This is a genomic window from Streptomyces sp. ISL-1, assembly GCF_018614585.1.
Classification (GTDB): domain Bacteria; phylum Actinomycetota; class Actinomycetes; order Streptomycetales; family Streptomycetaceae; genus Streptomyces; species Streptomyces maoxianensis.
This window is the reverse complement of record NZ_JAGGOI010000012.1, coordinates 60,433-84,796: the sequence shown is the minus strand read 5'-3', so window position 1 is coordinate 84,796 and position 24,364 is coordinate 60,433. Positions and strand designations below refer to the sequence as shown.

The 24,364-nt window shown below is 70.4% G+C and carries 22 protein-coding genes, 4 tRNA genes and 1 other RNA gene; 10 read left to right on the top strand and 17 right to left on the bottom strand.

Going from position 1 to position 24,364, the window contains the following annotated elements; genetic code table 11:
• Positions 1-148: 148 nt before the first annotated feature.
• Positions 149-322 carry a hypothetical protein gene (locus tag J7E87_RS10720; protein ID WP_215092564.1) on the bottom strand — a complete coding sequence of 58 codons (174 nt, stop codon included), beginning with the start codon at positions 320-322 and terminating at the stop codon, positions 149-151.
• Between the two features lie 173 nt (positions 323-495).
• Between J7E87_RS10720 and J7E87_RS10715 the strand changes: the two genes are divergently transcribed.
• Complete coding sequence (locus tag J7E87_RS10715) at positions 496-1,437, top strand: IS5 family transposase (RefSeq protein WP_308312896.1); 942 nt, start codon at positions 496-498, stop codon at positions 1,435-1,437.
• Here the strand turns inward: J7E87_RS10715 and J7E87_RS10710 are convergent.
• From J7E87_RS10710 to J7E87_RS10675, 8 genes are all read right to left on the bottom strand, one after another.
• The gene (locus J7E87_RS10710; RefSeq protein ID WP_308312895.1) at positions 1,409-1,795 is read right to left on the bottom strand and encodes a hypothetical protein; all 387 of its coding nucleotides are present in this window, start codon (positions 1,793-1,795) and stop codon (positions 1,409-1,411) included. The genes J7E87_RS10715 and J7E87_RS10710 overlap by 29 nt on opposite strands.
• Before the next feature lie 211 nt (positions 1,796-2,006).
• Entirely contained in the window at positions 2,007-2,363 is a 357-nt protein-coding gene (locus J7E87_RS10705; protein ID WP_215092446.1) for a PRC-barrel domain-containing protein, read from the bottom strand.
• A gap of 38 nt (positions 2,364-2,401) precedes the next feature.
• Complete coding sequence (locus tag J7E87_RS10700; RefSeq protein ID WP_215092445.1) at positions 2,402-3,640, bottom strand: cytochrome P450; 1,239 nt, start codon at positions 3,638-3,640, stop codon at positions 2,402-2,404.
• A gap of 54 nt (positions 3,641-3,694) precedes the next feature.
• Positions 3,695-5,059 carry an NAD(P)/FAD-dependent oxidoreductase gene (locus J7E87_RS10695; protein WP_215092547.1) on the bottom strand — a complete coding sequence of 455 codons (1,365 nt, stop codon included), beginning with the start codon at positions 5,057-5,059 and terminating at the stop codon, positions 3,695-3,697.
• 16 nt (positions 5,060-5,075) lie between these two features.
• Entirely contained in the window at positions 5,076-5,312 is a 237-nt protein-coding gene (locus J7E87_RS10690; RefSeq protein WP_215092444.1) for a ferredoxin, read from the bottom strand.
• Positions 5,313-5,427: 115 nt separating this feature from the next.
• Positions 5,428-6,096 carry a hypothetical protein gene (locus J7E87_RS10685; protein WP_215092443.1) on the bottom strand — a complete coding sequence of 223 codons (669 nt, stop codon included), beginning with the start codon at positions 6,094-6,096 and terminating at the stop codon, positions 5,428-5,430.
• A 228-nt stretch (positions 6,097-6,324) separates the two neighbouring features.
• Complete coding sequence (locus J7E87_RS10680) at positions 6,325-7,425, bottom strand: DUF1152 domain-containing protein (protein WP_215092442.1); 1,101 nt, start codon at positions 7,423-7,425, stop codon at positions 6,325-6,327.
• A gap of 123 nt (positions 7,426-7,548) precedes the next feature.
• Positions 7,549-7,636: transfer RNA gene (locus J7E87_RS10675), tRNA-Ser, on the bottom strand.
• Positions 7,637-7,708: 72 nt separating this feature from the next.
• Between J7E87_RS10675 and ffs the strand changes: the two genes are divergently transcribed.
• From ffs to J7E87_RS10645, 6 genes are all read left to right on the top strand, one after another.
• An RNA gene (ffs, locus tag J7E87_RS10670) (signal recognition particle sRNA small type) lies at positions 7,709-7,807 on the top strand.
• Positions 7,808-7,970: 163 nt separating this feature from the next.
• Complete coding sequence (locus J7E87_RS10665) at positions 7,971-10,214, top strand: DNA polymerase III subunit gamma and tau (protein ID WP_215092441.1); 2,244 nt, start codon at positions 7,971-7,973, stop codon at positions 10,212-10,214.
• 60 nt (positions 10,215-10,274) lie between these two features.
• Positions 10,275-11,525: a phosphoribosylamine--glycine ligase gene (gene purD, locus J7E87_RS10660; RefSeq protein WP_215092440.1), complete on the top strand. Its 1,251-nt coding sequence runs from the start codon at positions 10,275-10,277 to the stop codon at positions 11,523-11,525.
• A gap of 233 nt (positions 11,526-11,758) precedes the next feature.
• The gene (locus J7E87_RS10655; protein WP_215092545.1) at positions 11,759-13,570 is read left to right on the top strand and encodes a hypothetical protein; all 1,812 of its coding nucleotides are present in this window, start codon (positions 11,759-11,761) and stop codon (positions 13,568-13,570) included.
• A 179-nt stretch (positions 13,571-13,749) separates the two neighbouring features.
• Positions 13,750-15,210 carry a N,N-dimethylformamidase beta subunit family domain-containing protein gene (locus tag J7E87_RS10650; protein WP_215092439.1) on the top strand — a complete coding sequence of 487 codons (1,461 nt, stop codon included), beginning with the start codon at positions 13,750-13,752 and terminating at the stop codon, positions 15,208-15,210.
• Positions 15,211-15,354: 144 nt separating this feature from the next.
• Positions 15,355-16,254, top strand: coding sequence for a phosphoribosylaminoimidazolesuccinocarboxamide synthase (locus J7E87_RS10645; protein WP_215092437.1), 900 nt, complete (start codon positions 15,355-15,357; stop codon positions 16,252-16,254).
• A 65-nt stretch (positions 16,255-16,319) separates the two neighbouring features.
• Here the strand turns inward: J7E87_RS10645 and J7E87_RS10640 are convergent.
• The 8 genes from J7E87_RS10640 to J7E87_RS10605 all read right to left on the bottom strand — a co-directional run bounded on the left by J7E87_RS10640 (position 16,320) and on the right by J7E87_RS10605 (position 20,742).
• Positions 16,320-16,392: transfer RNA gene (locus tag J7E87_RS10640), tRNA-Gly, on the bottom strand.
• A 22-nt stretch (positions 16,393-16,414) separates the two neighbouring features.
• Positions 16,415-17,023 (bottom strand): response regulator transcription factor, encoded by a 609-nt coding sequence (locus J7E87_RS10635; RefSeq protein ID WP_215092436.1) that lies wholly within the window; start codon positions 17,021-17,023, stop codon positions 16,415-16,417.
• A complete protein-coding gene (locus tag J7E87_RS10630; protein ID WP_215092434.1) occupies positions 17,020-18,240 on the bottom strand; it encodes a histidine kinase in 1,221 nt (406 codons plus the stop codon). Before J7E87_RS10630 ends, J7E87_RS10635 begins: the two co-directional genes overlap by 4 nt.
• Positions 18,241-18,258: 18 nt before the next feature.
• A complete protein-coding gene (locus tag J7E87_RS10625; protein ID WP_215092432.1) occupies positions 18,259-19,023 on the bottom strand; it encodes an ABC transporter permease in 765 nt (254 codons plus the stop codon).
• On the bottom strand, positions 19,023-19,940 hold the full coding sequence (locus J7E87_RS10620) for an ABC transporter ATP-binding protein (RefSeq protein WP_215092430.1): 918 nt from the start codon (positions 19,938-19,940) through the stop codon (positions 19,023-19,025). The genes J7E87_RS10625 and J7E87_RS10620 overlap by 1 nt, the downstream gene beginning before the upstream one ends.
• A gap of 140 nt (positions 19,941-20,080) precedes the next feature.
• Positions 20,081-20,153 (bottom strand) — tRNA-Gly (locus J7E87_RS10615).
• Between the two features lie 81 nt (positions 20,154-20,234).
• Positions 20,235-20,306: transfer RNA gene (locus J7E87_RS10610), tRNA-Gly, on the bottom strand.
• 100 nt (positions 20,307-20,406) lie between these two features.
• Positions 20,407-20,742: an Lsr2 family protein gene (locus tag J7E87_RS10605; RefSeq protein WP_215092428.1), complete on the bottom strand. Its 336-nt coding sequence runs from the start codon at positions 20,740-20,742 to the stop codon at positions 20,407-20,409.
• 293 nt (positions 20,743-21,035) lie between these two features.
• Between J7E87_RS10605 and purS the strand changes: the two genes are divergently transcribed.
• The 3 genes from purS to purL are packed head-to-tail and all read left to right on the top strand — an operon-like array spanning position 21,036 to position 24,204.
• The gene (purS, locus tag J7E87_RS10600; RefSeq protein WP_215092426.1) at positions 21,036-21,281 is read left to right on the top strand and encodes a phosphoribosylformylglycinamidine synthase subunit PurS; all 246 of its coding nucleotides are present in this window, start codon (positions 21,036-21,038) and stop codon (positions 21,279-21,281) included.
• A complete protein-coding gene (gene purQ, locus J7E87_RS10595; RefSeq protein ID WP_215092424.1) occupies positions 21,278-21,958 on the top strand; it encodes a phosphoribosylformylglycinamidine synthase subunit PurQ in 681 nt (226 codons plus the stop codon). The genes purS and purQ overlap by 4 nt, the downstream gene beginning before the upstream one ends.
• Complete coding sequence (gene purL, locus J7E87_RS10590; RefSeq protein ID WP_215092422.1) at positions 21,955-24,204, top strand: phosphoribosylformylglycinamidine synthase subunit PurL; 2,250 nt, start codon at positions 21,955-21,957, stop codon at positions 24,202-24,204. Before purQ ends, purL begins: the two co-directional genes overlap by 4 nt.
• Positions 24,205-24,364: the final 160 nt, after the last annotated feature.

Here is a 24,364-nt window from a genome sequence, read left to right as displayed (position 1 = left end):
GGCCCGGGCCGACGCGGCCCGGACCGCGATATGGCCCGGGCCATATCGCGGTCCCGGGCCGACGGCCGTCGCCGGACGCGGGGCGTGCGTCAGCCGAGCGGGCCGCCGCCGTCGATGCGCAGCACGGTGCCGGTGACGACGGGCAGCGTCAGCGGATGGGACGCCGCCCGGCGCGCCGGGACCACCGCACGGCGCCGAAGGCAACATCGGCCACGAGGAGCATGATGCCGGTGATCAGCAGAAAGGCCAGGCCATCCACTGCGACCCCGATGATTCCAAGTAGGACGGCCGCCAGGACGAGAAGCAGGAAGAGCACCATCACCAACACTTCCTCTGCGCTGAGCTGTACTGAGAAGCCTTCCGCTTACCGTTCGACAGGCTTGAGCGGTCGAACACGGTTCCTGTTCGGGTGATCTCTCGACAGCCGGGGCATAACGGCAGGGCCTCCTGGTAGCTCGGGGTTGCGATCCCAACCGAGCAGCACCAGGAGGCCCTGTGTCGCAGTCTTTCGTGCTCGCGTCCGCGGAGTCCAACGCACCGTCTCCGGCGTGTGACTGTCTCGCGCACTGGTTCGGCAACGCGGCGGACGGCCCGGACCGCGTCCGGTGTTACGGCTCCGACCTGACGGAGGCGGAATGGCAGGTCATCCGGCCGTTACTGCCGGTGCCCGCGTGGCTTCGGGGGCGGGGCGGTCGGCCGGAGGGCTACTGCCACCGCGTGATGCTGGACGCGGTCCGCTACGTGGTCGACAACGGCGTCAAGTGGGCCAACCTGCCTGCGGACTTCCCGCCGTATCGGCGGGTGCACGCCTTCGCCCGCCGCTGGCAGGTCACGGGCCTGCTTGCCGAGCTCCACGACCGGCTGCGCGACAAGGTCCGGGCCAGGGAGGGCCGCTCACCGGACCCGACGGCCGCGATCGTGGACTCGCAGTCGCTGCGGGCGGCAGCGAATATTCCGCGCTCAACGTCCGGCTGGGACGGCGGAAAGAAAGTGGGAGGCCGCAAGCGGCACCTGGTGGTGGATTGTCTCGGCCTGGTTCTGGCGGTCGTGGTGACCGCGGCGAGCGTGCAGGATCGGGACGCCGCGGTGCCGCTGCTTGAGCGGCTGCGCACGCTGTACTTCTCCGTCCGCCTCGTCTGGGCGGACGGCGGCTATGCGGGCCGGCTGGTGGACTGGGCGGCCGAGAAGTGCCGGCTCACCCTTCAGATCGTCAAACGCTCCGACGACACGGTGGGGTTCGTGGTGCTGCCGAGACGATGGGTGGTGGAGAGAACGCTGAGCCGGCTGATGCGTTCGCGTCGTCCGGTGCGTGACTACGAGAGGCTGCCCGCCATGCACGAGGCCATGGTGCTGTGGTCCATGACCATGCTCATGAGTGGTCGCCCGGCCGGACGCCGCCCGGGCGCTTTCAGCCGGCCGGCGTCGCGAGCACGGTGAATACCCCGGGCCGCACCTGCAGGATCCAACCCCGTTCCACCAAACGTTCCGCCTTCGACCGCAGCCCCTCGACCTTCGCCGGAACTGCTTCCAGGCCCAGGGCCACGGCCAACTGCTGACACCGCAGACCTGCCCGGCCCCCGTCCGACTCCAGCACCGCCACGATGCGTTGGTAATCCGGTGCCAGGACGGACGCCGCCATACCCTCGATCCGGTGCGGCACCACCGATCCCGCCACCGCCCCTGGCGCCGGCTCCGCTGCCGCGGAGGGCGGCTCGGTCAGCACCTCGGTCACCGTGACCCGGGCAACCACCAGACGCTGGAGTGCGCGTTCCGCCTCACCGAGCGCGGCCTGCACCCGCTCGGCCTCCTCCCGCAGCCGCTTCCCGGAGCTTCTTCTCCCGGGCCTCCAGCAGACCGAGTACCGACGGCACCAGCCACCTCCACAAGCGACGTGAACGGACGAACCACACCCATCTCTCCCGCCGCCAGCCGGAGTCCATGCCCACCCAGCCCGAACCAAACGATCACGTTCGGAAAGCGGAAGGCTTCTTAGTGAGCACGGGCGGTCAGCGGCGCCCGAGTTGTCGTTCGCCCCTGGTGCCCTGCCGATAGGGCAGGCCGTAGTGCTGGAAGATTGCTTCCTCCTGATCGGCGGGCAGTACGTCGTCCGTGCCGATCGAAGGGGCCTTCCTCACCAGCCCCTTGGCGTACGAGACCTTGACGTAGCCCGGCCCGAGGATCGTCTCGTCGAGAGGGACGAAGACCAGGCGCTGGCGGTTGAGCAGCCCGGTCCGGACGGTGGCCATGGCCGGTTCATCGGTGGTGGTGTCCACGTAGATCGCTTCAAGCACGCCGATCTTGTTCCCTTTGGGGTCGACGACATCCTTGTCGCGCCACTCGCGGATGTCGGCTGCGTGGATCATGCACTCTCCTTCCTCGGTGCCCCGGCCGGACATCAACGCTAGGAACGGCAGCTGTCGAGCGAGATGTTCAGGTGGCGGGGTCCGCGCAGCACAGCGTTCTGGCGGTAGGGGGGTGGGTCCTCCACGAGGCGGGGATTGTCGAGCCTGCGGGCGAGTTCGGTCAGGGCGAGCTGGGCCTCCAGGCGGGCGAGGGGCGCGCCGAAGCAGTTGTGGATGCCGCTGCCGAAGCCGAGGTGCTGGTTGTCCTTCCGGTCGGGGTCGAACCGGTCGGGGTCGGGAAACCGTTGCGGATCCCGGTTGCCGGAGGCCAGGACCAGCCAGACGGAGGCGCCCTTGGGGATGGTGACGCCGGCGATGTCGATGTCGGCGAGGGTGGTGCGCTGTGGAAGCAGCTGCACGGGGGGCTCGAAGCGAAGGAGTTCCTCCATGAGCGGGACGGCCAGGCGGGGTTCGTCCCGCAGCCGCTTGAGAACGTCCGGGTTGCGCAACAGGGTGAGCATCCCGTTGGTGATGAGGTTGACCGTGGTCTCATGGCCGGCGATCAGGAGCAGGGCGGCGGTGCTGAGGACCTCCATAGGGGTCATCTGCCCGTCCGGGCTGTGATCGGTGACCAGCGCGGAGAGCATGTCGTCGCCGGGGGCGCTGCGGCGTTCGTCGATGAGCCCGGCCAGGTACATGCCCAGCTCGGTGCGGGCCTGCTGCGAGCCGCGGCGCCGCTCGCCGGGGTCCTGGTCCGGGTCCGGGTCGAGGCTGGCGGCGATGGTGTCGGCCCAGGAGTGGAAGCGTGCCTCGTCCTCGCGTGGAATCCCGAGCAGTCGGCAGATCACGGTCACCGGGAAGGGGTAGGAGAAGTCGTCGACGAGGTCGATCTGGTCCCGGTCTCCGAAGCCGTCGATGAGGTCGGAAACGATCCGCCCGAGTTCGCCGCGCATGTTGTGGACGCGCCTGGGTGTGTGCGGCGGTCCGAAAGGCCGCATCGTCATACGGCGCAACCGGTCGTGGTCCGGAGGGTCGAGCTTCAGGAAGGCGGGCGGCAGAGCCGATTCCTCCTCTTCCTGCTCAGGAAGTGACCCCGCGGCCTGCGGGGAGAGGTTACGGGCGTCGGAGCTGATCCGCGGATCGTGCAGCAGGCTCTTGATCTCCCAGTAGGTACTGACGACGAAGAGACTGTCTCCCTGCTGGGACACCGGCGTCTTTCGGAGCTCGGCGTACAGGGGGTAGGGGTCGGCGCGGTTGGCGTGGTCGGTGATCTGCCGCAGGAGCGTGCCTTGCGTCATGGTGTCGTCCTTGTGGGCGTTGGACAGCGGGCTTTCCGGTTCCCTGTGCCGCGGTCAGGCTCGGCCAGGGGTGAAGGCGACCCGCCGGTCGGTCGGGGAGTAGCCGCTGAGGGTGACGGACGGCCCGTGGGTGGGCAGGGAGGGGTCGGGGAAGTCGGCCGGGACCGGCCGCAGACCTTCGGCACGGTGGTCCACCATGGGGAATGCGGGCGGGAAGGGCGCGGCCCCTTCGATCAGCCGCTGGTAGAACTCCAGCCACTTCGTCTGGTCGAAGGTGACGGCCGCGATGACGCGGCCCTGGTATCCGTACACGCCGGTGAAGCGGCGCTCGGCGAGTGCCCCTTGGGCGATGAGGATCTCCTCACCCAGGGAGGGGACGCCGACCGACTTGATGCTGACCCCGAATTGAGAGGACCAGAAGGCCGGCACCCACAGGTGCGGACGGCGCTCCGAACTGGAGCTGATCATGTTGTGCGCCGCCACCTCGGCCTGGGCGACGGCATTGCCCCAGTGCTCGAGTGACAGGAACTGGTACCCGAAAAGCGCGTGCGGGGATCGTGCGACATCGCCGGCGACGAAGACGTCGTCGGTCACGATGCCCCGGACGTCGAAGGCCCGGCACCCGGCGTCGCAGGCGATCCCGCGCGGGCCGGCGCCGAGCCCGGATCCGGCCAGCCACGCGGTGTTGCGCGTCGCGCCGAGCGAAACCAGCGCGACATCCGCCTCGACGGTGGTGCCGTCGGACAGGTGGGCGCAGCGCAGGCGTCCTGCCGAGTCGCCCTCCAAACCGGTGACCATGAGGCCGCAGCGCAGGTCCACGCCGTGTTCGCGTTGCAGCTCGGCGGCCACCTGGCCGACCACGCCGCCGAGCGCGCCCACGAGAGGCGCCGCCGCGCGCTCGACGACGGTGACCGGCAGCCCGCGCTCGCGGCAGGCGGACGCGATCTCCGAGCCGGTGAAGCCGGCGCCGATGACGAGCACCCGGCGGGCGGACGTAAGCCGCCGCTGCAGCCTGGCCGCGTCGTCGCGCGTGCGCAGTACGAAGACCCCGTCCAGGTCGGCTTCCGTCTCATGCGGCCACGGCCGGGCATGAACGCCGGTCGCGATGAGCAGCCGGTCGTACCCCACCTCGTCGCCGTCGGCCAGCCGCACCCGCTTGGCCGCCATGTCCAGCCCGGTGGCGGCGACACCGAGCCGCCAGGTTGCGTCGATCGCCCAGCGCCGGGGCAGTAGGGTCCGGTCGGCGGACGCAGTGCCCAGCAGTACCTGCTTGGATAGCGGCGGCCGGTCGTACGGTTCGTGGGGCTCGTCGCCGATCAGCGTCAGTGAACCGGTGAAGCCCTCCTCCCGCAGGGTCTCCGCGGCCCGGAGGCCGGCCAGGGACGCGCCCACGATGACGATCCGCCCCTCACTGCGCATCCACTCCAAGTACCCGTCACCGTCCACCGGACAGCCCCTCCCTCACCGGGGCGGTCGCATCGCCCATGTCCTCCACCAGGATGGCCTGGACCGGACATGCCGCGGCGGCGCGTACCACGTGCTCCCGCTGTGCGTCGTCGGCGTGCGGGTTGTACAACAACGCCTCGTCGCCGTGCATGGCGAATACATCGGGTGCCAGGAAGGCGCACTGCGCGTACCCCTGGCACCTGTTGAGATCGACGACAAGCCTCATCAAGGGGCCGCCCTTTCGTTGATATCCCTGCCTCAGCATGCGAGCGCTGTTGGGCTTGCGCGAGCAGAGGCGGGCCAAAGGGGTTATCGGTCGGCAACGCTCGCGAAATGGCCGGTCACGACGAGACGGACGGTGCGGGCCGTGGGCGGAAACTGGCCACGAGAATGTAGAGGCTGACAACCAGCGCCCACGTGGGGAAGACCAGCTCGGACCAGGCGATGGCGTCCGACACCAAGAACAGTGTCAGGGCGACGAGGTAGCCAAGGAGGCAAAGCCAGCGCGGAATGACTCCGAGCCGGCGCCCGATGGAGGAGGCCGACAAGGTGAATACCGCGGCCATGCGCATCGAGTAGGTCGTCAGCAGGCTGTAGGTGAAGTGATGGCCGAAGGACCACAGTTGCTGCTGGGAGTCGGTCCCGGACGCATCGGCCGTGGCCAGCAGACTTCCGGCTGCTGCCGCGGCCCCGAAAAGAGTCGCCACGAACACCAGACCGCTGCCCAGGAAGACGGTGGCGAAGAACTTGTCCTCCGTCTCTCCGATACGTGCGCGCACAGCGCCCATGAACCACAGGAAGAAGATGCCGGCGAATGGGATGAGGCTGAGCGCCGTCTCTACCGTGTGCCGGCGCGAGGAATCGTCGAACCAGCTGCCGCCCCCTTCCCTCGGATCGTCCGGGATCGCCAGGCGGACCAGAATGATGGCAGCGCCGAGCAGTAGCGCGAAGATGATCCCCGCGAGTCCGGCGGCTCGTGGGGTGCGCAGCGCCTGATTTTCCCTCTCCATGGCGGGTCGTTCGCTTCCTCTCCCTGTCCGTGCGCGGCGGCCTCGCGGACCCTCGGAGGACGACTAGGACCAGGAAGCACCCGCGCACGCGGCCGCGCCACCCGGACCAGGCGTGAGGGTGACGGGGTGGCCCGGGGCGTCGGGCGGCGTCGTCGGGTGGTGATGTCGGGCCGCGCACCGCCGCGACGTGCGCGGCGGGTGCCTTGGACCGGTGGCGAACGCCGCTACTCACGCATAGGCGGGGATACGCCAGAGAGGCGCCGCGTACTGCTCCGGGCGGCTGCTGAGAAGGAGAGCTCTCAGGTCCTGGCGCTGCTTGCCGTTGAGGCCGAGGGCCTCGGTGATCCGGCGGAACGTCGTGTGGCTGACGCCGCGGACGCGCGCTTCGTCCTCGAATTGGTCGAGTTGGAGCAGAGTGCGTTCCGGGTCGAGCATCCGCTCCGGCCGGCTGCCGAGCCAACTGGCCTTGTTGCGCTCGTAGTCGATCTCCGAGTAGCCGCAGATCTCCCGGCTGCGCTGCTCGGCTTCGTCGAGTGTCTCCGTCGCGAGGAGGGCTCGGGCGAGCTGGTTGCGGTTGAGGGCGTCGTCCAGGTCGACTTCGTGGACTGTGGGCCCCTCGTCGGTGAGCGGGACCGGCAGGCCGGCGTCCCTGACTTCGCACAGGCCGCGCACTCCTCGCGCTGTGGCCGCGAGCATGGCCGTCGCTTCGGAGGGGTGCCATTCCAGTACGGAGCTGACCGGCTGGACGTGGTCGGGTGTGAAGGTGAGGACCGCGGCACCCAAGCGGTCCCGCAAATCGTCGGCGGGCAGTTCGCCGTCAAGGCCGGGGCCGGCGACCAGAAGCCGTACGGGGGCGTTGACTTGGCAGGCCGCGGCAAGCGCGAGGGCGTCGGCGAGTGGGCTGCGGAGCGTGGGTTCGTCGCCCTTGGCGAGGATGTCTCCGCCGACGTCCAGGAGGTCGATGGACTCGGGGGCCAGGTGCTGGACGAGCTCTTCGAGCTGGCGTGTGATGCCCTCGGCGCCGTGGTGCGGATCGATCAGTGCGAAGGTCTGCGGCAGCTCGGCCGCGAGCCGCGGGAGTGTCGACCCCGCGGGCGCCACGGGGCTCGCGTCGCCCGGTACTGCTTGGACGCTTGTGGTGAGGCGGCGAAGGCCGGTGAAGTCGGCCGGACCTCTGGGACCTGGCACGGGGTCGATCAGCAGGCGGTCCCACGCGTAAGTGAGAACCACCGCCGGGCCCTCGTCGCCGTACAGGGCGGTGTCCAACATTGCGGCGGCGACAGCGTCGCCCCCTCCACCTGCTGCCACGATCAAGCGCGTCACCCTCATCAGCCTACGTGACGCACGTCACCCAGCTGCGGCCGTGCTGCTCCGATGAACTGCGACGGGAACGCGACGAAGGCCCCGACCGCGGACGGTCGGGGCCTTCGTCGTATTGCCCGGTGAGAGCAATGGCGGAGGATACGAGATTCGAACTCGTGAGGGGTTGCCCCCAACACGCTTTCCAAGCGTGCGCCCTAGGCCACTAGGCGAATCCTCCGCGGCAAACAATACAAGACGCGGAGGAGTGCTCGCGAACTCGTTCCCACCCCCTGCCATCAGGTACCCTGTGCGGAGCCCCTCACGTGGCGCTATCTGACTGAACTCCCCCAGGGCCGGAAGGCAGCAAGGGTAGGTCGGCTCTGGCGGGTGCGTGAGGGGCGCTTACGTTTGCGGACACCGGCGGACGCTGCCGGACGCTCCCGGTACGCCGGGCCCGCTCCCGGCCAGGTGACCGGCCGGCCATCCGCCGACGCCGGCCAGGCACAGGCCCGGCGTCGGCGGACATCGGTGGGCGGCGTCGCTTGTCAGTGGGCCCCGATAACCTCGTAGGCGTGTCGTCCCTTGCGCTGTACCGCCGCTACCGCCCCGAGTCGTTCGCCGAGGTCATCGGTCAGGAGCATGTCACTGACCCGCTGCAGCAGGCCCTGCGGAACAACCGGGTCAATCACGCGTACCTGTTCAGCGGGCCGCGCGGTTGTGGCAAGACGACCAGCGCGCGCATCCTCGCCCGCTGTCTGAACTGCGAGCAGGGGCCCACGCCCACGCCGTGCGGCGAGTGCCAGTCCTGCCGTGACCTCGCGAGGAACGGGCCGGGGTCGATCGACGTCATCGAGATCGATGCCGCTTCGCACGGTGGTGTGGACGATGCGCGTGATCTCCGGGAGAAGGCTTTCTTCGGGCCGGCGAGCAGCCGGTACAAGATCTACATCATCGACGAGGCGCACATGGTCAGCCCGCAGGGCTTCAACGCTCTGCTGAAGGTGGTCGAGGAGCCGCCGGAGCACCTCAAGTTCATCTTCGCGACGACCGAGCCGGAGAAGGTCATCGGCACGATCCGGTCGCGTACGCACCACTATCCGTTCCGGCTGGTGCCGCCGGGGACGCTGCGCGAATACCTGGGCGAAGTGTGCGGCAAGGAGAACATCCCGGTCGCGGACGGCGTGCTGCCGCTCGTCGTACGGTCGGGCGCGGGGTCCGTGCGTGACTCCATGTCCGTCATGGACCAGCTGTTGGCCGGCGCGACCGAGGAGGGTGTGACGTACGCCATGGCCACCGCCCTCCTCGGGTACACGGACGGGTCGTTGCTCGACTCGACCGTGGACGCCTTCGCGGCGGGCGACGGGGCAGCGGCCTTCGAGGTCGTGGACCGGGTGATCGAGGGCGGCAACGACCCCCGGCGCTTCGTCGCCGACCTGCTTGAGCGGCTGCGTGACCTCGTGATCCTGGCCGCCGTGCCGGACGCGGGGGAAAAGGGGCTCATCGACGCACCGGCCGATGTGGTCGAGCGGATGCAGGCGCAGGCGTCCGTCTTCGGGGCGGCCGAGCTGAGCCGGGCCGCGGATCTGGTCAATACCGGGCTGACGGAAATGCGTGGCGCCACCTCGCCGCGACTGCAGCTGGAGCTGATCTGCGCGCGGGTGCTGCTGCCCGCGGCCTTCGACGACGAGCGGTCGGTGCAGTCGAGGCTGGACCGGCTGGAGCGGGGGGCGACGTTCTCGACCGGGGGCCCGGGGCCCGCGATGGGATACGTCCCCGGGCCCGAGGCCCACGCGCCGGTGCCCGTGCCACCCGCACCGACCACGCCACCGGCGACGCAGGGCGGCGGGCCGGCCGTCGCACCTACGGCCGCCCAGGCACCCGCGCCCGCCGCCTCGCCTACGCCTCCGCTTCCGCCTACGCCTGCGCCCGCCCCCGAGCCCGTCGCTCCCCCGGCAGAGCAGCCGGCCGGACAGCGCCCCGGAGCCTGGCCCCCCGCGGCCGCGGCCGGACCTGAGGCCGGACGGCGCCCCGGCGGCTGGCCCACGGCCTCGAGCCCCGGTCAGGGCGGCGGCCGCCCTGCCGCGCCCCAGCCCGCCCCTACCGCCGCGGCGCCGGCGTCCGCCCCCACCCCGGCCGCGCCCGGCGCCGGCCAGGCCCAGGGCGCCGCGCAGGTACGGAACATGTGGCCGGACATCCTGGAGGCGGTGAAGAACCGCCGCCGTTTCACCTGGATCCTGCTCAGTCAGAACGCGCAGGTCGCAGGCTTCGACGGCACCACACTCCAGCTCGGCTTCATCAATGCCGGCGCCCGCGACAACTTCGCGAGCAGTGGCAGCGAGGAAGTGCTGAAGCAGGCGCTCGCCGAGCAGTTCAATGTGCAGTGGAAGGTCGAGGCGATCATCGACCCCTCGGGCGGCGTCGGCGGCCCCGGCGGCGGCGCGCAGCCCCCGCCCGGCGGTGGCTACGGCGGTGGTGGTGGAGGCGGTTACGGCGGCGGCCGGGCACCGTCGGCCCAATCCCCGCAGGCCCCCGCGGCCCCGGCGCCCCGTCCCGCGCCGGGGCCCCAGGCGCCTCAGAGCTCACAGTCCTCCCCGGCATCCTCGTCCGCTCCGGCCTCGCAGGCATCCGCCCTCGAGCCTTCGCGCGCCGCCCCCGCGCACACCCCGCAGACTCCTCGGACTCCGCCCCCGGTCGCCCCCGAGGACGACGTGCCGGAAGAGGACGATCCCGACCTCGTCGACTCCGCGCTCTCCGGCCACGACCTGATCGTGCGCGAGCTCGGCGCCACGGTCGTGGAGGAATATACGAACGAGTAGGGGAGGCCGCTTCGGAGGCCCGTACAGGTCAGCCGCCCCCGGGCGGTTAGGCTGGCTGCCGTGAAGGTCCTCGTCATCGGCGGCGGCGCCCGCGAACACGCCCTGTGCCGCTCTCTTTCCCTCGATCCCGACGTCACCGCTCTGCACTGCGCGCCCGGAAACGCCGGCATCGGCGAGGTCGCCCAGCTGCACCCGGTCGACGCGATGGACGGCGCGGCCGTGGCGCTGCTCGCCACCGAGCTGGCGGCCGAGCTCGTCGTTGTCGGCCCCGAAGCGCCGCTCGTGGCCGGGGTCGCAGACGCGGTACGGGCTGCGGGCATCCCCTGCTTCGGCCCCTCCCGCGAGGCCGCCGAGCTGGAGGGCTCCAAGGCCTTCGCCAAGGAAGTGATGGCGGCGGCGGAGGTGCCCACCGCCCGCAGCTATGTCTGTACGACGCCCGAGGAGATCGACGAGGCCCTCGACGCCTTCGGCGCTCCGTACGTCGTCAAGGACGACGGCCTCGCCGCCGGCAAGGGCGTCGTCGTCACCGACGACCTCGCCGCCGCCCGCGAGCACGCGCTGGCCTGCGGACGCGTGGTCATCGAGGAGTTCCTCGACGGCCCCGAGGTCTCCCTCTTCGCCATCACCGACGGCGAGACGGTCCTGCCCCTGACGCCCGCCCAGGACTTCAAGCGGGCGCTCGACGGCGACGCGGGCCCCAACACCGGCGGCATGGGCGCCTACTCCCCCCTCCCGTGGGCCGACCCCAAGATGGTCGACCACGTCATGGCGAACGTCCTCCAGCCCACTGTCGACGAACTGCGCCGACGCGGCACGCCCTTCTCGGGGCTGCTGTACGCGGGCCTCGCGATCACAAGTCGCGGCGTACGGGTCATCGAGTTCAACGCCCGCTTCGGCGACCCGGAGACCCAGGTGGTCCTGGCCCGTCTGCAGACCCCGCTCGCGGGCGTGCTGCTCAACGCCGCCCAGGGCACCCTCGACGTCCAGCTGCCGCTGCGGTGGCGTGATGACGCCGCCGTGACCGTGGTCGTCGCCTCGCACAACTACCCGGACACCCCGCGCACCGGCGACCCGATCGAGGGCCTGGACGAGGTGGCGGCCAAGGATGCGCCCCATGCGTACGTCCTGCACGCCGGGACCAGGCGGGAGGGCGGCGCGGTTGTGAGCGCCGGCGGCCGGGTGCTCTCGGTCACCGCGACCGGAAAAGACCTGGCGCAGGCGCGTGAGCGCGCGTACACAGCCGTGGCCCGGATCCGCCTGGACGGTTCCCAGCACCGTACGGACATCGCGCGCAAGGCCGCCGGGGAGTGAACCTCTAGCGCCCGAGAACCGTCATCACCTTTGACCTAAGCCATTCCATCGAGTGACGGCTGAGCCATCCGGATGACGCCCGTCGAAGCCCCAACTAGGGTGCGGCGCAGGCGTTCCGGCACTTGGCCCACCGGCATTGCGATGTCAGTGGTCGGTGCCACAGTGGGGGAGTGAGCAACACCGTCGCAGGGCAGAGGGGGTGAGGTCCGGCCGTGTCCGGTACCGGTGAGTCGATGGGCGCGCAGGCCGCGCGCTCCCGAGCTCTCGCCGTGCTGCGCATCCGCAGCAGGGCGGTGGCCGTGGCGCTGCTTCCCGCGGCCGTGGCCGTAGTGCTCCTGGTCGGCGGTGCCACGGGACAAATGAGCGGACCGAACTGGGACGCCGCGCGCCTGGCCGTGACGGTCTTCGCGGTGGTCGTGCTGCTGATCGCCGCGGCGGTCGCGGCCGTGATCGTACGAGCGAGCCCCGCGCTCAGCCCGACCGTCGAGCTCGCGGAGCGGGCGGCCCCCGATCTGTACCGGCTGGTGCGGGATCTGGCCGAGCGTCTCGATGTGCCCGCGCCGTCCGCGCTGGCGCTCACCCCCGACTGCGACAGCTGGCTCGAGGACCGCACGCACCCGGCCCATGCGATACCGAGCGGGCGCCGGCGCCGCACCGCCGAGGCGCCCGTCCTGGTGATCGGCTCGCCGTTCCTTTGGTGGATGCGGGTCGCCGAGCTGCGGGCGGTGCTGGCACCGGTCGTCGCCGGGACCTCTCCCTCCGCGCACCCCGACATAGCCGCCGCCCGCCGTTTCGTACGGGGGCTGGACGCGGCTGTCGCCGTCGCCGCCGACCCCGGCCAGGGGCTGATAGGCAGGGTGGCGCTCGGCTTCGTCGGACAGATAGCCCGACTGCTGCTGCGCAGCTGCCAGGTGCATGTCGGCGAGATGGAGCGCGGTGTCGCGGCCGCCGCGTCCGAGCGTGCACAGACTGTGGATTACGGTCTGCGGATCGTCGCCCAGGAGCAGGTCGGCCTCGCCTACGCGGGCTGGGACCGGCTGCTGACCCGGGTCGCGCTGCCCGCCTGGCGGATGGGCCGCTGGCCGTCCCGGCTCGACGCGGGCGTCGTCTCCGCGCTGACCGAGCTCTCCCGCCGCGACCGACTGGCCGAGGGCTTCACCTCCCGGCTGGGCGAGCGGCCCGCCTGTGACCTGCTGGAAGAGCCCGGCGCTGTGGACGAGGCCGCGTCCCTGCTGGCCGCACGCCTCTTCCACGGCGGCCCGGCCGAGGGGGGCCCCGACTGGTCCCCGGTGGACTGGCAGCAGTACCCCGAAGAGGTCGTCGACCGGAAATGGCGTACGGAAGCGGCCCGGCTCCACCGGGTGCTCGACGATCTGGGCGTGCCGCCGTCGACCGGCCCGGACGGCCCGACGCTCGCCCGGGTGATGGACCACCTGTCCGGCCGGGGCAATGAGGCCGCCCGCAGTCGTGAGGCCGACGAGGCCGCCCACAGCGGTGAGGCCACCGAGATCGCGCACACCGCCCACAGCGGTGAGGTCACCGAGATCGCGCACACCGCCCACAGCGGTGAGGTCACCGAGATCGCGCACACCGCCCACAGCGGTGAGGTCACCGAGATCGTGCACACCGCCGACAGCGGCGAGGCCGGCGACACCCTTGCGGCCGGGATAAGCGCGGAGGTGGCGCGCGAGGAGGCCGTCCGCGAGGAGGCGGCGGTTTCCCCGGCGCCCAAGAGCCCGGGCGACGCTTTGAACGGCTGGGGCGCGGACTCGCTTCCCCTCTTCCCGCTGCAGCCGCCCCGTACCGGCCGCGAGCTGCTCGCCGACCATGTCACCGCGATGGTCTGCTGCGCCGCCGTCGACACGGCAGGCGCGACCCCCGGCCTCGACTGGCTCGACGGCCCGGCCCTCCTGATCAACGGCGAACGTCGCGCGGATCTGGCCGCCCGGGTCCTGAGCCTGACCGAGGACGGTGACGCGGCCCCGCTCCGCACCTGGCTCTCCGCCCTCGGCGTCCGCCCCGAGAAGCCGGTCCGCCTGGTGTGACCCGGTGCGACCGCCTCCCGGCGGACCCAAGGCCACGCAGTACACCGGAACCCTTCGCTCCGTTCACGCCAATTAGCGACGAACGGTGACGGAGTGCGTGCGTTATGTGATGTGCTGGAGACCGGCGCTGAACAGTCGGCGCATCACAGTTGGCCCTGGGCATCGAGGGAGGGCGCAGCATGGGGGCAGAGCAGATCCGGCGATGGGAATCGGGCGCCCTCGCCCACGCCGTCTCAGATCCTTTCGGTCAGGGCCCCCTGCCCTGGCTCCGCGGCAGCGAGCACTACTTCGACGACACCGGCCAGGTCGTCCCCTGGTACGTCGACCCCACCCTGGCCGGCGGCCGCTCCGGCGGGCCGCGTACCGCCGATGACGTACGCCGCCAGATCAAGGGCTTCACGTCCACCGGCGCCGCCGCCCCCGGCGAGGCGATCGACTTCCACATCACCGTGGACCCGCCCCAGCAGTTCTCGGTCGACATCTACCGCATCGGCCACTACGCGGGCGACGGCGCCGCCAAGATCACTACCAGCCCCCGCCTCTCCGGCATCGTCCAGCCGGCCCCGCTCACTGCCCAGCGCACGGTCTCCTGCCACCACTGGTGGCTCTCCTGGCGGCTGCAGATTCCTTCCTACTGGTCGATCGGCGCCTATGTCGCCGTGCTGACCACCGCCGACGGCTACCGCTCCCACATCCCCTTCACGGTCCGCGGCGATCACCCCGCCGACCTCCTGCTGCTCCTCCCGGACATCACCTGGCAGGCGTACAACCTCTACCCGGAGGACGGCCGCACCGGCGCCAGCCTCTACCACGCCTGGGACGAGACGGGCCGGCTGCTCGGCGAGGAGGACGCCGCGATCACGGTCTCCTTCGACCGCCCGTACGCCGGCGCGGGCCTGCCCCTCCACGTCGGCCACGCCTACGACTTCATCCGCTGGGCCGAGCGGTACGGCTACGACCTCGCCTACGCCGACACCCGCGACCTCCACGCCGGCCGGGTTGACCCCACCCGCTATCGCGGTCTGGTCTTCCCCGGCCACGACGAGTACTGGTCGGCCCCCATGCGCCGCACCGTCGAACTCGCCCGCGACCACGGCACCTCGCTCGTCTTCCTCTCCGCCAACACCATGTACTGGCAGGTCGAGCTCGGCCCGTCCCCCTCCGGCGTCGACGACCGCCTGCTCACCTGCCGCAAGCGCCGCGGCCCGGGAAAGCCCGCCCTGTGGCGCGAGATCGACCGGGCCGAGCAGCAACTGCTCGGCATCCAGTACGTGGGGAGGGTCCCCGAGCCGCACCCTCTTGTAGTACGCAACGCGGACCACTGGCTCTGGGAGGCGACGGGCGCCGCCGAGGGCGACGAACTCCCCGGCCTGGTCGCGGGCGAGGCGGACCGTTACTTCCCGCGCACCGCGCTCCCCGAGCACCGGGGCCGGATCCTGCTCGCTCACTCCCCCTATCAGGACGGCGACGGCGCGGTGCGCCACCAGGAGACATCTCTGTACCGCGCGCCGTCCGGCGCCCTGGTCTTCGCGTCCGGCACCTTCGCCTGGTCCCCGGCGCTGGACCGGCCCGGCCATGTCGAGCCCCGCGTCCAGCGGGCGACCGCCAACCTGCTCGACCGCATCTGCAAACGCGATTAGGCCCGCAGGACCGGCCGGCACCCCCTGATCAGGCCCGCCCTCCCTCCATACGGGAGAATCGAGGCGATTGGCCCGCCCGTCTCCCACCACCGCCCTACTTGTGCCCTTGAGGGCGCCCCTTTTGTTCAACCACGGGGAGGAACCGTGTCCGGATTCGTCGAAAAGCCCGAGCCGCTTCAGGTGCCGGGCCTGGTACATCTGCACACCGGCAAGGTGCGCGACCTGTACCAGAACGAGGCGGGCGACCTCGTGATGGTCGCCAGCGACCGCATCTCCGCCTACGACTGGGTGCTGCCCACCGAGATCCCCGACAAGGGCCGGGTGCTCACCCAGCTGTCGCTGTGGTGGTTCGAGCGCCTCGAGGACCTCGTCCCGAACCACGTCCTGAGCACCGACATCCCCGAAGGCGCCCCCGCCGACTGGGCCGGCCGCACCCTCGTCTGCAAGTCACTGCGCATGATCCCGGTCGAGTGCGTCGCCCGCGGCTATCTCACCGGCTCGGGCCTTGCCGAGTACAACGAGACCCGCACCGTCTGCGGCCTCGCGCTGCCCGAGGGCCTCTCCGACGGCTCCGAGCTCCCCGCCCCGATCTTCACGCCGGCCACCAAGGCGGCCGTCGGCGACCACGACGAGAACGTCAGTTACGAGGAAGTCGCTCGCCAGGTCGGCGCCGAGACCGCCGCCCAGTTGCGTCAGACCACCCTCGCCGTCTACGGCCGGGCCCGCGACATCGCCCTGGACCGCGGCATCATCCTCGCGGACACCAAGTTCGAGTTCGGCTTCGAGGGGGACGAGCTCGTCATCGCCGACGAGGTGCTGACCCCCGACTCCTCGCGCTTCTGGCCCGCCGCGTCCTGGGAGCCGGGCCGCGCCCAGCCCTCGTACGACAAGCAGTACGTCCGCGACTGGCTCACCTCGCCCGCCTCCGGCTGGGACCGCAGGAGCGAGCAGCCGCCGCCGGCCCTCCCGCAGGAGATCGTCGAGGCCACCCGCGCCAAGTACATCGAGGCGTACGAGCTGCTGACAGGTATGAGCTGGTCGTAGAGGGGGTGGCGCGGCGTGCCACACGAAGAAGGCCCCGGTCGTGATGACCGGGGCCTTCTTTACCGAGCGGACGACCAGGTTCGAACTGGCGACCTCAACCTTGGCAAGGTTGCGCTCTACCAACTGAGCTACGTCCGCATGCGCCTTCGCGCGGACCCCACTATACCCAACCTCGCTCGCGTGCGAGACGCACCGCGGTGTGCCGATTTTCGGCCCCCAGCTTGGAGGCGGCCGACGAGAGGTAGTTCCGCACGGTCCCCTGGGACAGCGAGGCCCGCTCCGCGATCTCCGCGATCGGTGCTCCGTCCGTCGCCAGTTCCAGCACTTCCGCCTCGCGGGCGGTCAGCGGCGAGTCCCCCGCGGAGATCGCATCCGCTGCCAACTCCGGGTCCACATAACGGTTTCCGGCGTGCACGGTACGGATGATCTCCGCCAGCCGCTGGGCGCTGACCGTCTTCGGGACGAAACCCCGCACACCCGCGGCCAGCGCTCTCTTGAGGTGCCCGGGCCGTCCGTGGCTGGTCACGATCATGGTCCGGCACTCGGGCAGTTCGGCCCGCAGGGATGTGGCCACACTCACACCGTCCGGGGCGGGCATCCGAAGATCGAGAACCGCGACATCGGGCCGGTGCGCCCGCGCCATGGCGAGGGCCTCGGTACCCGAGGCGGCCTCGGCGACCACCACAAGATCGTCCTCGAGCGCGAGCAGCGCGGCCAGCGCGCCGCGGATCAGATGCTCGTCATCGGCGAGCAGCACCCGTACGGTCACACCGCCTCCTCCATGTCCTGTCCCGTCCGCTGTCCCAGCGGAACGCTGGCCGTCAGACGGAACCGCCCGCCCCGCGCCGGTCCCGCCTCCAGCGTGCCGTCCACGGCTGACAGCCGCTCCCGCAGACCCGCCAGACCCGAGCCCGGGGTACCGGCCGCCGCCTCGGCCGCCCCGTCGTTCTCGACCACCAGCAGCGCAGTGTCGTCCGCGGTGCGCAGCGATATCGTGCAGCGCCGCGCGTCCCCGTGCCGCAGCACGTTCGTCGTGGCCTCCCGCACCACCCAGCCCAGCGCGGACTGGATGCCGGCGGGCAGCTCCGCGTCGCCGGACCGGACGGAGCAGGTGATCCCGGCCGCAGCCAGGACGCCCCGCGCGCCCTCCAGCTCGACGCTCAGGTCCGCCTCCCGGTAGCCGCGCACCACGTCCCGTACCTCTCGCTGCGAGTCCTGGGCGATGATCTGCACCTCGGCCATCTGGTCGACCGCCTCGGGGCGACCGCGCCGCGCCAGCTGCACCGCCAGCTCGCTCTTCAGCGCGATCACCGCGAGGTTGCGGCCCATGACGTCGTGCAGATCGCGGCCGAAGCGCAGCCGCTCCTCCGCGACCGCGAGGCGCGCCTGTACGTCACGCGCCTCCCGCAGCTCCCACATCACCGCCAGCATCCACATCGACGCGCGGGCGGTGAAGGCCAGCCACCCGTTCAGGAAGCCGGGGGTCACGACAGCGAACAGAGCCTGATCGGCCGTGCGTCCGGTCAGCCACACCATCGCGCACACCACGACCAGCACCACGAGCTGGATCAGGGCCGTGGTCCGGTTGCGTACGAGCAGACAGTGGACTGTCAGGAACGGCGTCAGCGCCGCCGCCAGCATCGTCGGCAGCAGCCCCGTCAGATCGACCGTCGTCGCCAGCACCACCACCGCGGACGTCGTCGCGGCCGTCACCGCCGCCGCCCATGGGACCAGCCTCCGGGGCACCTGCCCCTGCCCCAGATAGGCGTCCATCGCATGCCTGGCCAGCCGTCCGCAGAGCACCCCCTGCGCGATGGCGAGCAGCGAGGCGGCCAAGACCAGGACCAGCTGCCCGTCCTCGCGGACCGGCCGGGCCATCAGCAGCAACGTCAGCCCGAGGACCCCCACCCACACGATCAGATGCACCGTGCCGCGCGTATACAGGTCCACCTTGGCAAGCCCGCTGCGACCGCTCCAGCCCTTCACCCGCACAGACACCCCCAGTCAGCGGCGCGGCTCCCAGCGGAACCACCGCCGGACAGCAAACACCGAGATCGCGGTCCAGGCCAACGTCGTCAGGGCGGCACCCAGCAGGTCCCCGGAGTCGGCCCCGCCCAGCCATCCGGCCCGTACGAGCGTCATCACCCCGGTCAGCGGCAGCAGTTCGCAGACCGACGCGATCCTCTCCGGCATCACTTCCAGGGGTACGAAGAGGCCGGAGCCCGCCATCGAGATCACGAACATCGGCATGGTGGTGATCTGCGCGTTCTCCACGGTCTGGGTCACCGCGGATGTCACCGCTGCCAGCGCGCTCAGCAGCACCATCCCCAACACCACACCCAGCACGAGCAGTTCGGGCCGCTCCGGCACCCTCAGATGCAGGACCGCGACCCCCGCCACCACCAGCAGCACGCACTGCGCGAGGGCGAGACCGGCGGCGGGCAGCGCCGTACCGACGAGGATTTCGCTGTCCCGCACCTCCCCTGTACGCAGCCGCTTGAGCACCAGCTCCTCGCGCCGCGCCACATACGCCGATACGAGGTTGAGATGCACGACCAGGATCAGCACCATGCCGATCGCACCGGTCATCGCCGCCTCGGCGGCGCTCATCCCCGAGTTGTCGGGGTCGATCTGGTCCAGCGACGACTTCATCGCCACCACCATCGCCCCCGGCAGCAGCAGCGCCACACAGAGCGCGGTCCGGTTGCGCAGCAGAAGAGTCAGTTCGGCCCGCCCCAGAGCGGTCAACCGTCCGGCCGTCGCAGTCATCACACACCCGCCGTCTGAGTCTGCGCGATGTCGAGGAAGGCCTCTTCGAGCGAGGCCGAGCGGGCGTCGAGCTCTTCCAGCCGTACGTCCGACTCCTTAGCCCACAGCAGCAGTTCACCGAGTGACTGCTGCAGGTGGTGCGTACGGATCTCGATCCGCCGGCCGGCCGCCGCGGCGCGCAGCGAGAGCGGCAGCCGCCCGGCCGCCACCCCCTTGGGCAGTACGAAACGGATGCGGGCGGGCCGGGCCGCCGTCACCTCTGCCGGAGTTCCCGTGGTCACGATCCGCCCCCTGTGCATGATCGCCAGCCGGTCGGCCAGCGACTCGGCCTCCTCCAGATAGTGCGTGGTCAGCAGCACGGTGGTGCCGCAGTCCCGCAGCGCACGCACCAGCTCCCAGGTGTCGCGTCGCCCTTCCGCGTCAAGACCGGTCGTCGGCTCGTCGAGGAAGAGGACCTCGGGCCGTCCGAGCAGCGCAAGCGCCAGATCCAGCCGCCGCCGCTCACCGCCGGAGAGCTGCTTGACCCGTACGCCGGAGCGCTCCGCGAGCCCCACCAGCTTCAGCGCCTCCCCGGTGGGGCGTGCCCCGCTGGTGCACCCCGCCCACATCCGGGTGGTCTCGGCGACCGTCAGGTCGGAGGGGAAGCCGCCCTCCTGGAGCATCACGCCCATGCGTGGCCGCAGCGCGGCTCGCTCGCGGCGGGGATCGTGGCCGAGCACCCGCACCCGCCCCTCGTCGGGGGCGGCGAGGCCCTCCAGCAGTTCGACCGTGGAGGTCTTGCCCGCGCCATTGGTTCCGAGGAGGGCGAAGATCTCGCCGCGCGCCACGGAGAAGGAGATCCCGGTCACTGCTTCGAAGCCACCGGCGTAGGTCCGCCGCAGCCTTTCAGCCTCGATCACGTACTCGTCGCTGGTCATGATTCAAGGTTTCCGCCGACCGGGAGCGAGGGGCAGTGCGTGCTGTCACCGGGCCCCGATGACAAATGTCATCCGGGCACACACTGGTCGAGCGCATACGACGAAGGCCCCGGTCGAATCGACCGGGGCCTTCATCTCTGAGCGGACGACGAGATTCGAACTCGCGACCCTCACCTTGGCAAGGTGATGCTCTACCAACTGAGCCACGTCCGCATTGCTTCCGCTCAGCTCTCACCGGGCGGTGCGTCCACCACTCTACCTGATCGACATCAGTGGACAGGTAAAGCGATGCAGAGCGGGTGACAGGAATTGCACACTGCGCCTTCCCCCTGGAAGGGGGATGTTCTACTACTGAACTACACCCGCACGCTGCGTGAGGTGGGGCCTTGCGGCCGCGCCCCTCGGCGTGCCCCAGACTCTAGCCGACCGTCAGGGGTGCAGCGCAACTCTGATCCGCCCGCGCCCCTCAACTGGCTTGGCGGAAGGCCTCGTAGACCCGCTTGGGGATCCGGCCGCGGGCCGGCACGTCCATCTTGTTGGACTGCGCCCAGGCCCGCACGGCCGCGGGGGCGGGCTCGAGCGAGGTGTGCCGGTAGGTGACGCGGGACTTGTCATGCTTCCCGGCATTTGACTGCTTCCGGCCGGCCGCCACGTACGGGGCCAGGGCCTTGCGCAGTTTCTTTGCATTGGAGGGATTGAGGTCGATCTCGTACGACTTCCCGTCCACGGCGAACGCGACCGTTTCCGCCGCTTCTCCGCCGTCCATGTCGTCGGAGAGCGTGACCACTACTCGCTGAGCCACGGATATCGGTCCTTTCCTGCGGTATCACGCCGGTTCTGATGCTCTTGTGACGTGCGGCGATACCGACTTTGCGGATGCTGAGGGGCAATGCTGCTTTCCTCTGTATTCCTTTGTACAGCGAGGGGCAGTGCATTGTGAAGCCCAGCCAATTACATGCGCGTGTCCCAGGGCAATGGGTCGGGGGATATTTTCCCCGGATTTTCGCTGCGAGTTCTCCCGATATCTACCCGCGTAGATTTTTCGGGCGGGTACGCTGATGGAACCGCCCTCGCAACACACCACCGGGAGTGCCCGTGGCACGCGTCGTAGTCGACGTCATGCTCAAGCCCGAGATCCTCGACCCCCAGGGACAAGCGGTGCAGCGAGCACTGCCGCGCCTCGGATTCGACGGGATCGCGGACGTACGTCAGGGAAAGCGCTTCGAGCTGGAGGTGGAGGGGCCGGTCGACGACGCCGCCCTCGCCCGCATCCATGAGATGGCCGAAACGTTCCTCGCCAACACCGTCATCGAGGACTTCGTCGTGAAGGTGGAGTCGTGACCTCTCGTATCGGAGTCGTCACATTCCCCGGCACGCTCGACGACCGGGACAGCCTGCGCGCCGTACGTCTCGCGGGCGCCGAGCCGGTCTCGCTCTGGCACCGCGACAAGGACCTCAAGCAGGTCGACGCCGTGGTTCTCGCCGGAGGTTTCTCCTACGGCGACTACCTGCGCGCCGGAGCCATCTCCCGGTTCTCGCCGGTGATGGAAACGATCATCGACCAGGCGAAGGCCGGTATGCCGGTTCTCGGCATCTGCAACGGCTTCCAGATCCTCACCGAGTCGCATCTGCTGCCGGGCGCCATGCTCCAGAACAACCATCTGCACTTCATCTGCCGTGAGCAGAAGCTGCGAGTGGAGACGAGCGAAACGGCCTGGACCGCGGACTACTCCGCCGGCCAGGAGATCCGGATCCCGCTCAAGAACATGGACGGGCGGTACGTCGCCGACGAGCGCACGCTCGACGAGCTCGAGGCCGAGGGCCGGGTCGCCTTCCGTTATCTCGACTTCAATCCGAACGGCTCGCTCCGCGACATCGCCGGCATCAGCAATGCCGCGGGGAATGTCGTCGGCCTGATGCCGCACCCCGAGCACGCCGTCGAGCCGCTGATCGGTACGGGCCGTACCGACGGCCTCGGATTCTTCACCTCGATCCTGAAGAAGCTGGTCTCCGTATGACTCTCGACACCGTCAAGCACGCCACCGAGACGCCCGACGTCGAGCAGCCCTGGAAGGAACTCGGCCTCAAGGAGGACGAGTACACGCGCATCCGCGAGATCCTCGAGCGGCGCCCGACCGGCGCCGAACTCGCCATGTACTCCGTCATGTGGTCCGAGCACTGCTCGTACAAGAGCAGCAAGGTCCACCTGAAGCAGTTCGGCGAGAAGATCCCGGAGAACGACGCCATGCTCGTCGGCATCGGCGAGAACGCGGGCGTCGTGGACGTCGGCCAGGGGTACGCGGTCACCTTCAAGGTCGAGTCGCACAATCACCCGTCGTACATCGAGCCCTACCAGGGCGCGGCCACCGGCGTCGGCGGCATCGTCCGCGACATCCTCGCCATGGGCGCCCGCCCGGTCGCGGTCGTCGACCCGCTGCGCTTCGGCGCCGCCGACCACCCCGACACCAAGCGCGTCCTGCCGGGCGTCGTCGCGGGCGTCGGCGGCTACGGCAACTGCCTCGGCCTGCCGAACATCGGCGGCGAGGTCGTCTTCGACTCCTGCTACCAGGGCAACCCGCTGGTCAACGCCGGTTGCATCGGCGTGATGAAGCACGAGGACATCCACCTCGCGCAGGCCTCGGGCCCCGGCAACAAGGTCATCCTGTACGGCGCCCGCACGGGCGGCGACGGCATCGGCGGCGTCTCGGTGCTGGCCTCCGAGACCTTCGACTCGACCGGTCCCGCCAAGCGTCCCGCCGTCCAGGTCGGCGACCCCTTCCAGGAGAAGCTCCTCATCGAGTGCACGCTCGAGATCTTCAAGGAGAAGCTGGTCGCGGGCATCCAGGACCTCGGCGGCGCGGGCCTGTCCTGCGCGACGAGCGAGCTGGCGAGCGCCGGCTCCGGCGGTATGCGCGTCGAACTCGACACCGTTCCGCTGCGTGACGCGAGCCTCTCGCCCGAGGAAATCCTCATGAGCGAGTCGCAGGAGCGCATGTGCGCGATCGTCGAGCCCGACAAGGTCGAGCGCTTCATGGAGATCTGCGAGAAGTGGGACGTCATCGCCACCGTCATCGGTGAGGTGACCGAGGGCGAGCGTCTGGAGATCTTCTGGCACGGCGAGCAGATCGTCGACGTACCGCCGCGGACCGTTGCCCACGAGGGCCCGGTGTACGAGCGTCCCTACGCCCGTCCCGAGTGGCAGGACGCGCTCCAGGCCGACGACGCGAACAAGCTTCCCCGGCCCGCGACCTCCGACGAGCTGCGTGAGCAGGTCCTCGCCCTGGTCTCCTCGCCGAACCAGGCGTCGAAGTCCTGGATCACCGACCAGTACGACCGTTTCGTGCAGGGCAACACCGTGCTGGCCCAGCCCGAGGACGCGGGCATGGTCCGGATCGACGAGGAGTCGAACCTGGGCGTGGCCATGGCTACCGACGGCAATGGCCGGTACACGAAGCTCGACCCGTACGCGGGCGCCCAGCTCGCGCTGGCGGAGGCGTACCGCAATGTCGCCGCATCCGGCGCCACGCCGCTTGCGATCTCGGACTGCCTGAACTTCGGCTCGCCCGAGGACCCGGCCGTCATGTGGCAGTTCGCGGAGGCCACCCGCGGTCTCGCGGACGGCTGCTTCCAGCTGGGCACCCCGGTCACCGGCGGCAATGTCTCGCTCTACAACCAGACCGGCGAGGTCGCCATCCACCCGACGCCGGTCGTGGCGGTCCTCGGTGTGATCGACGACGTGAACCGCCGTACGCCGATCGCCTTCAAGGAAGAGGGCCAGCTTCTCTACCTGCTCGGCGACACGCGTGAGGAGTTCGGCGGCTCGGCCTGGTCCCAGGTGATCCACGACCACCTCGGCGGACTGCCGCCTGCCGTGGACCTGGACCGCGAGAAGCTGCTCGGCGACATCCTGATCTCCGCATCTCGCGACGGCATGATCGACGCGGCGCACGACCTGTCGGACGGCGGTCTGATCCAGTCGGTCGTCGAGTCGTGCCTGCGCGGCGGGTCGGGCGCGCGGCTGATCGTGCCGGACGGTCTGGACGCGTTCACCTTCCTGTTCAGCGAGTCGGCGGGGCGCGCGGTCGTCGCGGTGCCGCGCAGCGAGGAGCTCCGTTTCAACGACATGTGCGGGGCGCGGGGTCTGCCCGTGACCCGTATCGGTGTCGTGGACGGCGACGAGGTCGAGATCCAGGGCGAGTTCAGCATCTCGCTGAGTGAGCTGCGTACGGCGCACGAAGAGACCATCCCCCGCCTGCTGCTCTGACGTCCGCCGACCCGGCGTCTCACGCAATGCCTGCTGAGCCCCTGCCCCTCCCGGGGTGGGGGCTCCGCCGGTTCCCCCTGCGCGAGATTGCGCAATTACGGTGCTGCCCGCCTGACAGCCGTAGGCCGACTGCGGCCGCTGTCCTACCCGGGCCCGCTGT

Excerpts from the sequence above, each read along its gene's own strand:
- J7E87_RS10705 (WP_215092446.1), bottom strand. The coding sequence starts at position 2,363 with ATGATCCACGCAGCCGACATCCGCGAGTGGCGCGACAAGGATGTCGTC.
- J7E87_RS10700 (WP_215092445.1), bottom strand. The coding sequence starts at position 3,640 with ATGACGCAAGGCACGCTCCTGCGGCAGATCACCGACCACGCCAACCGC.
- J7E87_RS10695 (WP_215092547.1), bottom strand. The coding sequence starts at position 5,059 with ATGCGCAGTGAGGGGCGGATCGTCATCGTGGGCGCGTCCCTGGCCGGC.
- J7E87_RS10690 (WP_215092444.1), bottom strand. The coding sequence starts at position 5,312 with ATGAGGCTTGTCGTCGATCTCAACAGGTGCCAGGGGTACGCGCAGTGC.
- J7E87_RS10685 (WP_215092443.1), bottom strand. The coding sequence starts at position 6,096 with ATGGAGAGGGAAAATCAGGCGCTGCGCACCCCACGAGCCGCCGGACTC.
- J7E87_RS10680 (WP_215092442.1), bottom strand. The coding sequence starts at position 7,425 with ATGAGGGTGACGCGCTTGATCGTGGCAGCAGGTGGAGGGGGCGACGCT.
- J7E87_RS10655 (WP_215092545.1), top strand. The coding sequence starts at position 11,759 with ATGGGCGCGCAGGCCGCGCGCTCCCGAGCTCTCGCCGTGCTGCGCATC.
- J7E87_RS10650 (WP_215092439.1), top strand. The coding sequence starts at position 13,750 with ATGGGGGCAGAGCAGATCCGGCGATGGGAATCGGGCGCCCTCGCCCAC.
- J7E87_RS10625 (WP_215092432.1), bottom strand. The coding sequence starts at position 19,023 with ATGACTGCGACGGCCGGACGGTTGACCGCTCTGGGGCGGGCCGAACTG.
- J7E87_RS10620 (WP_215092430.1), bottom strand. The coding sequence starts at position 19,940 with ATGACCAGCGACGAGTACGTGATCGAGGCTGAAAGGCTGCGGCGGACC.
- purL (WP_215092422.1), top strand. The coding sequence starts at position 21,955 with ATGACTCTCGACACCGTCAAGCACGCCACCGAGACGCCCGACGTCGAG.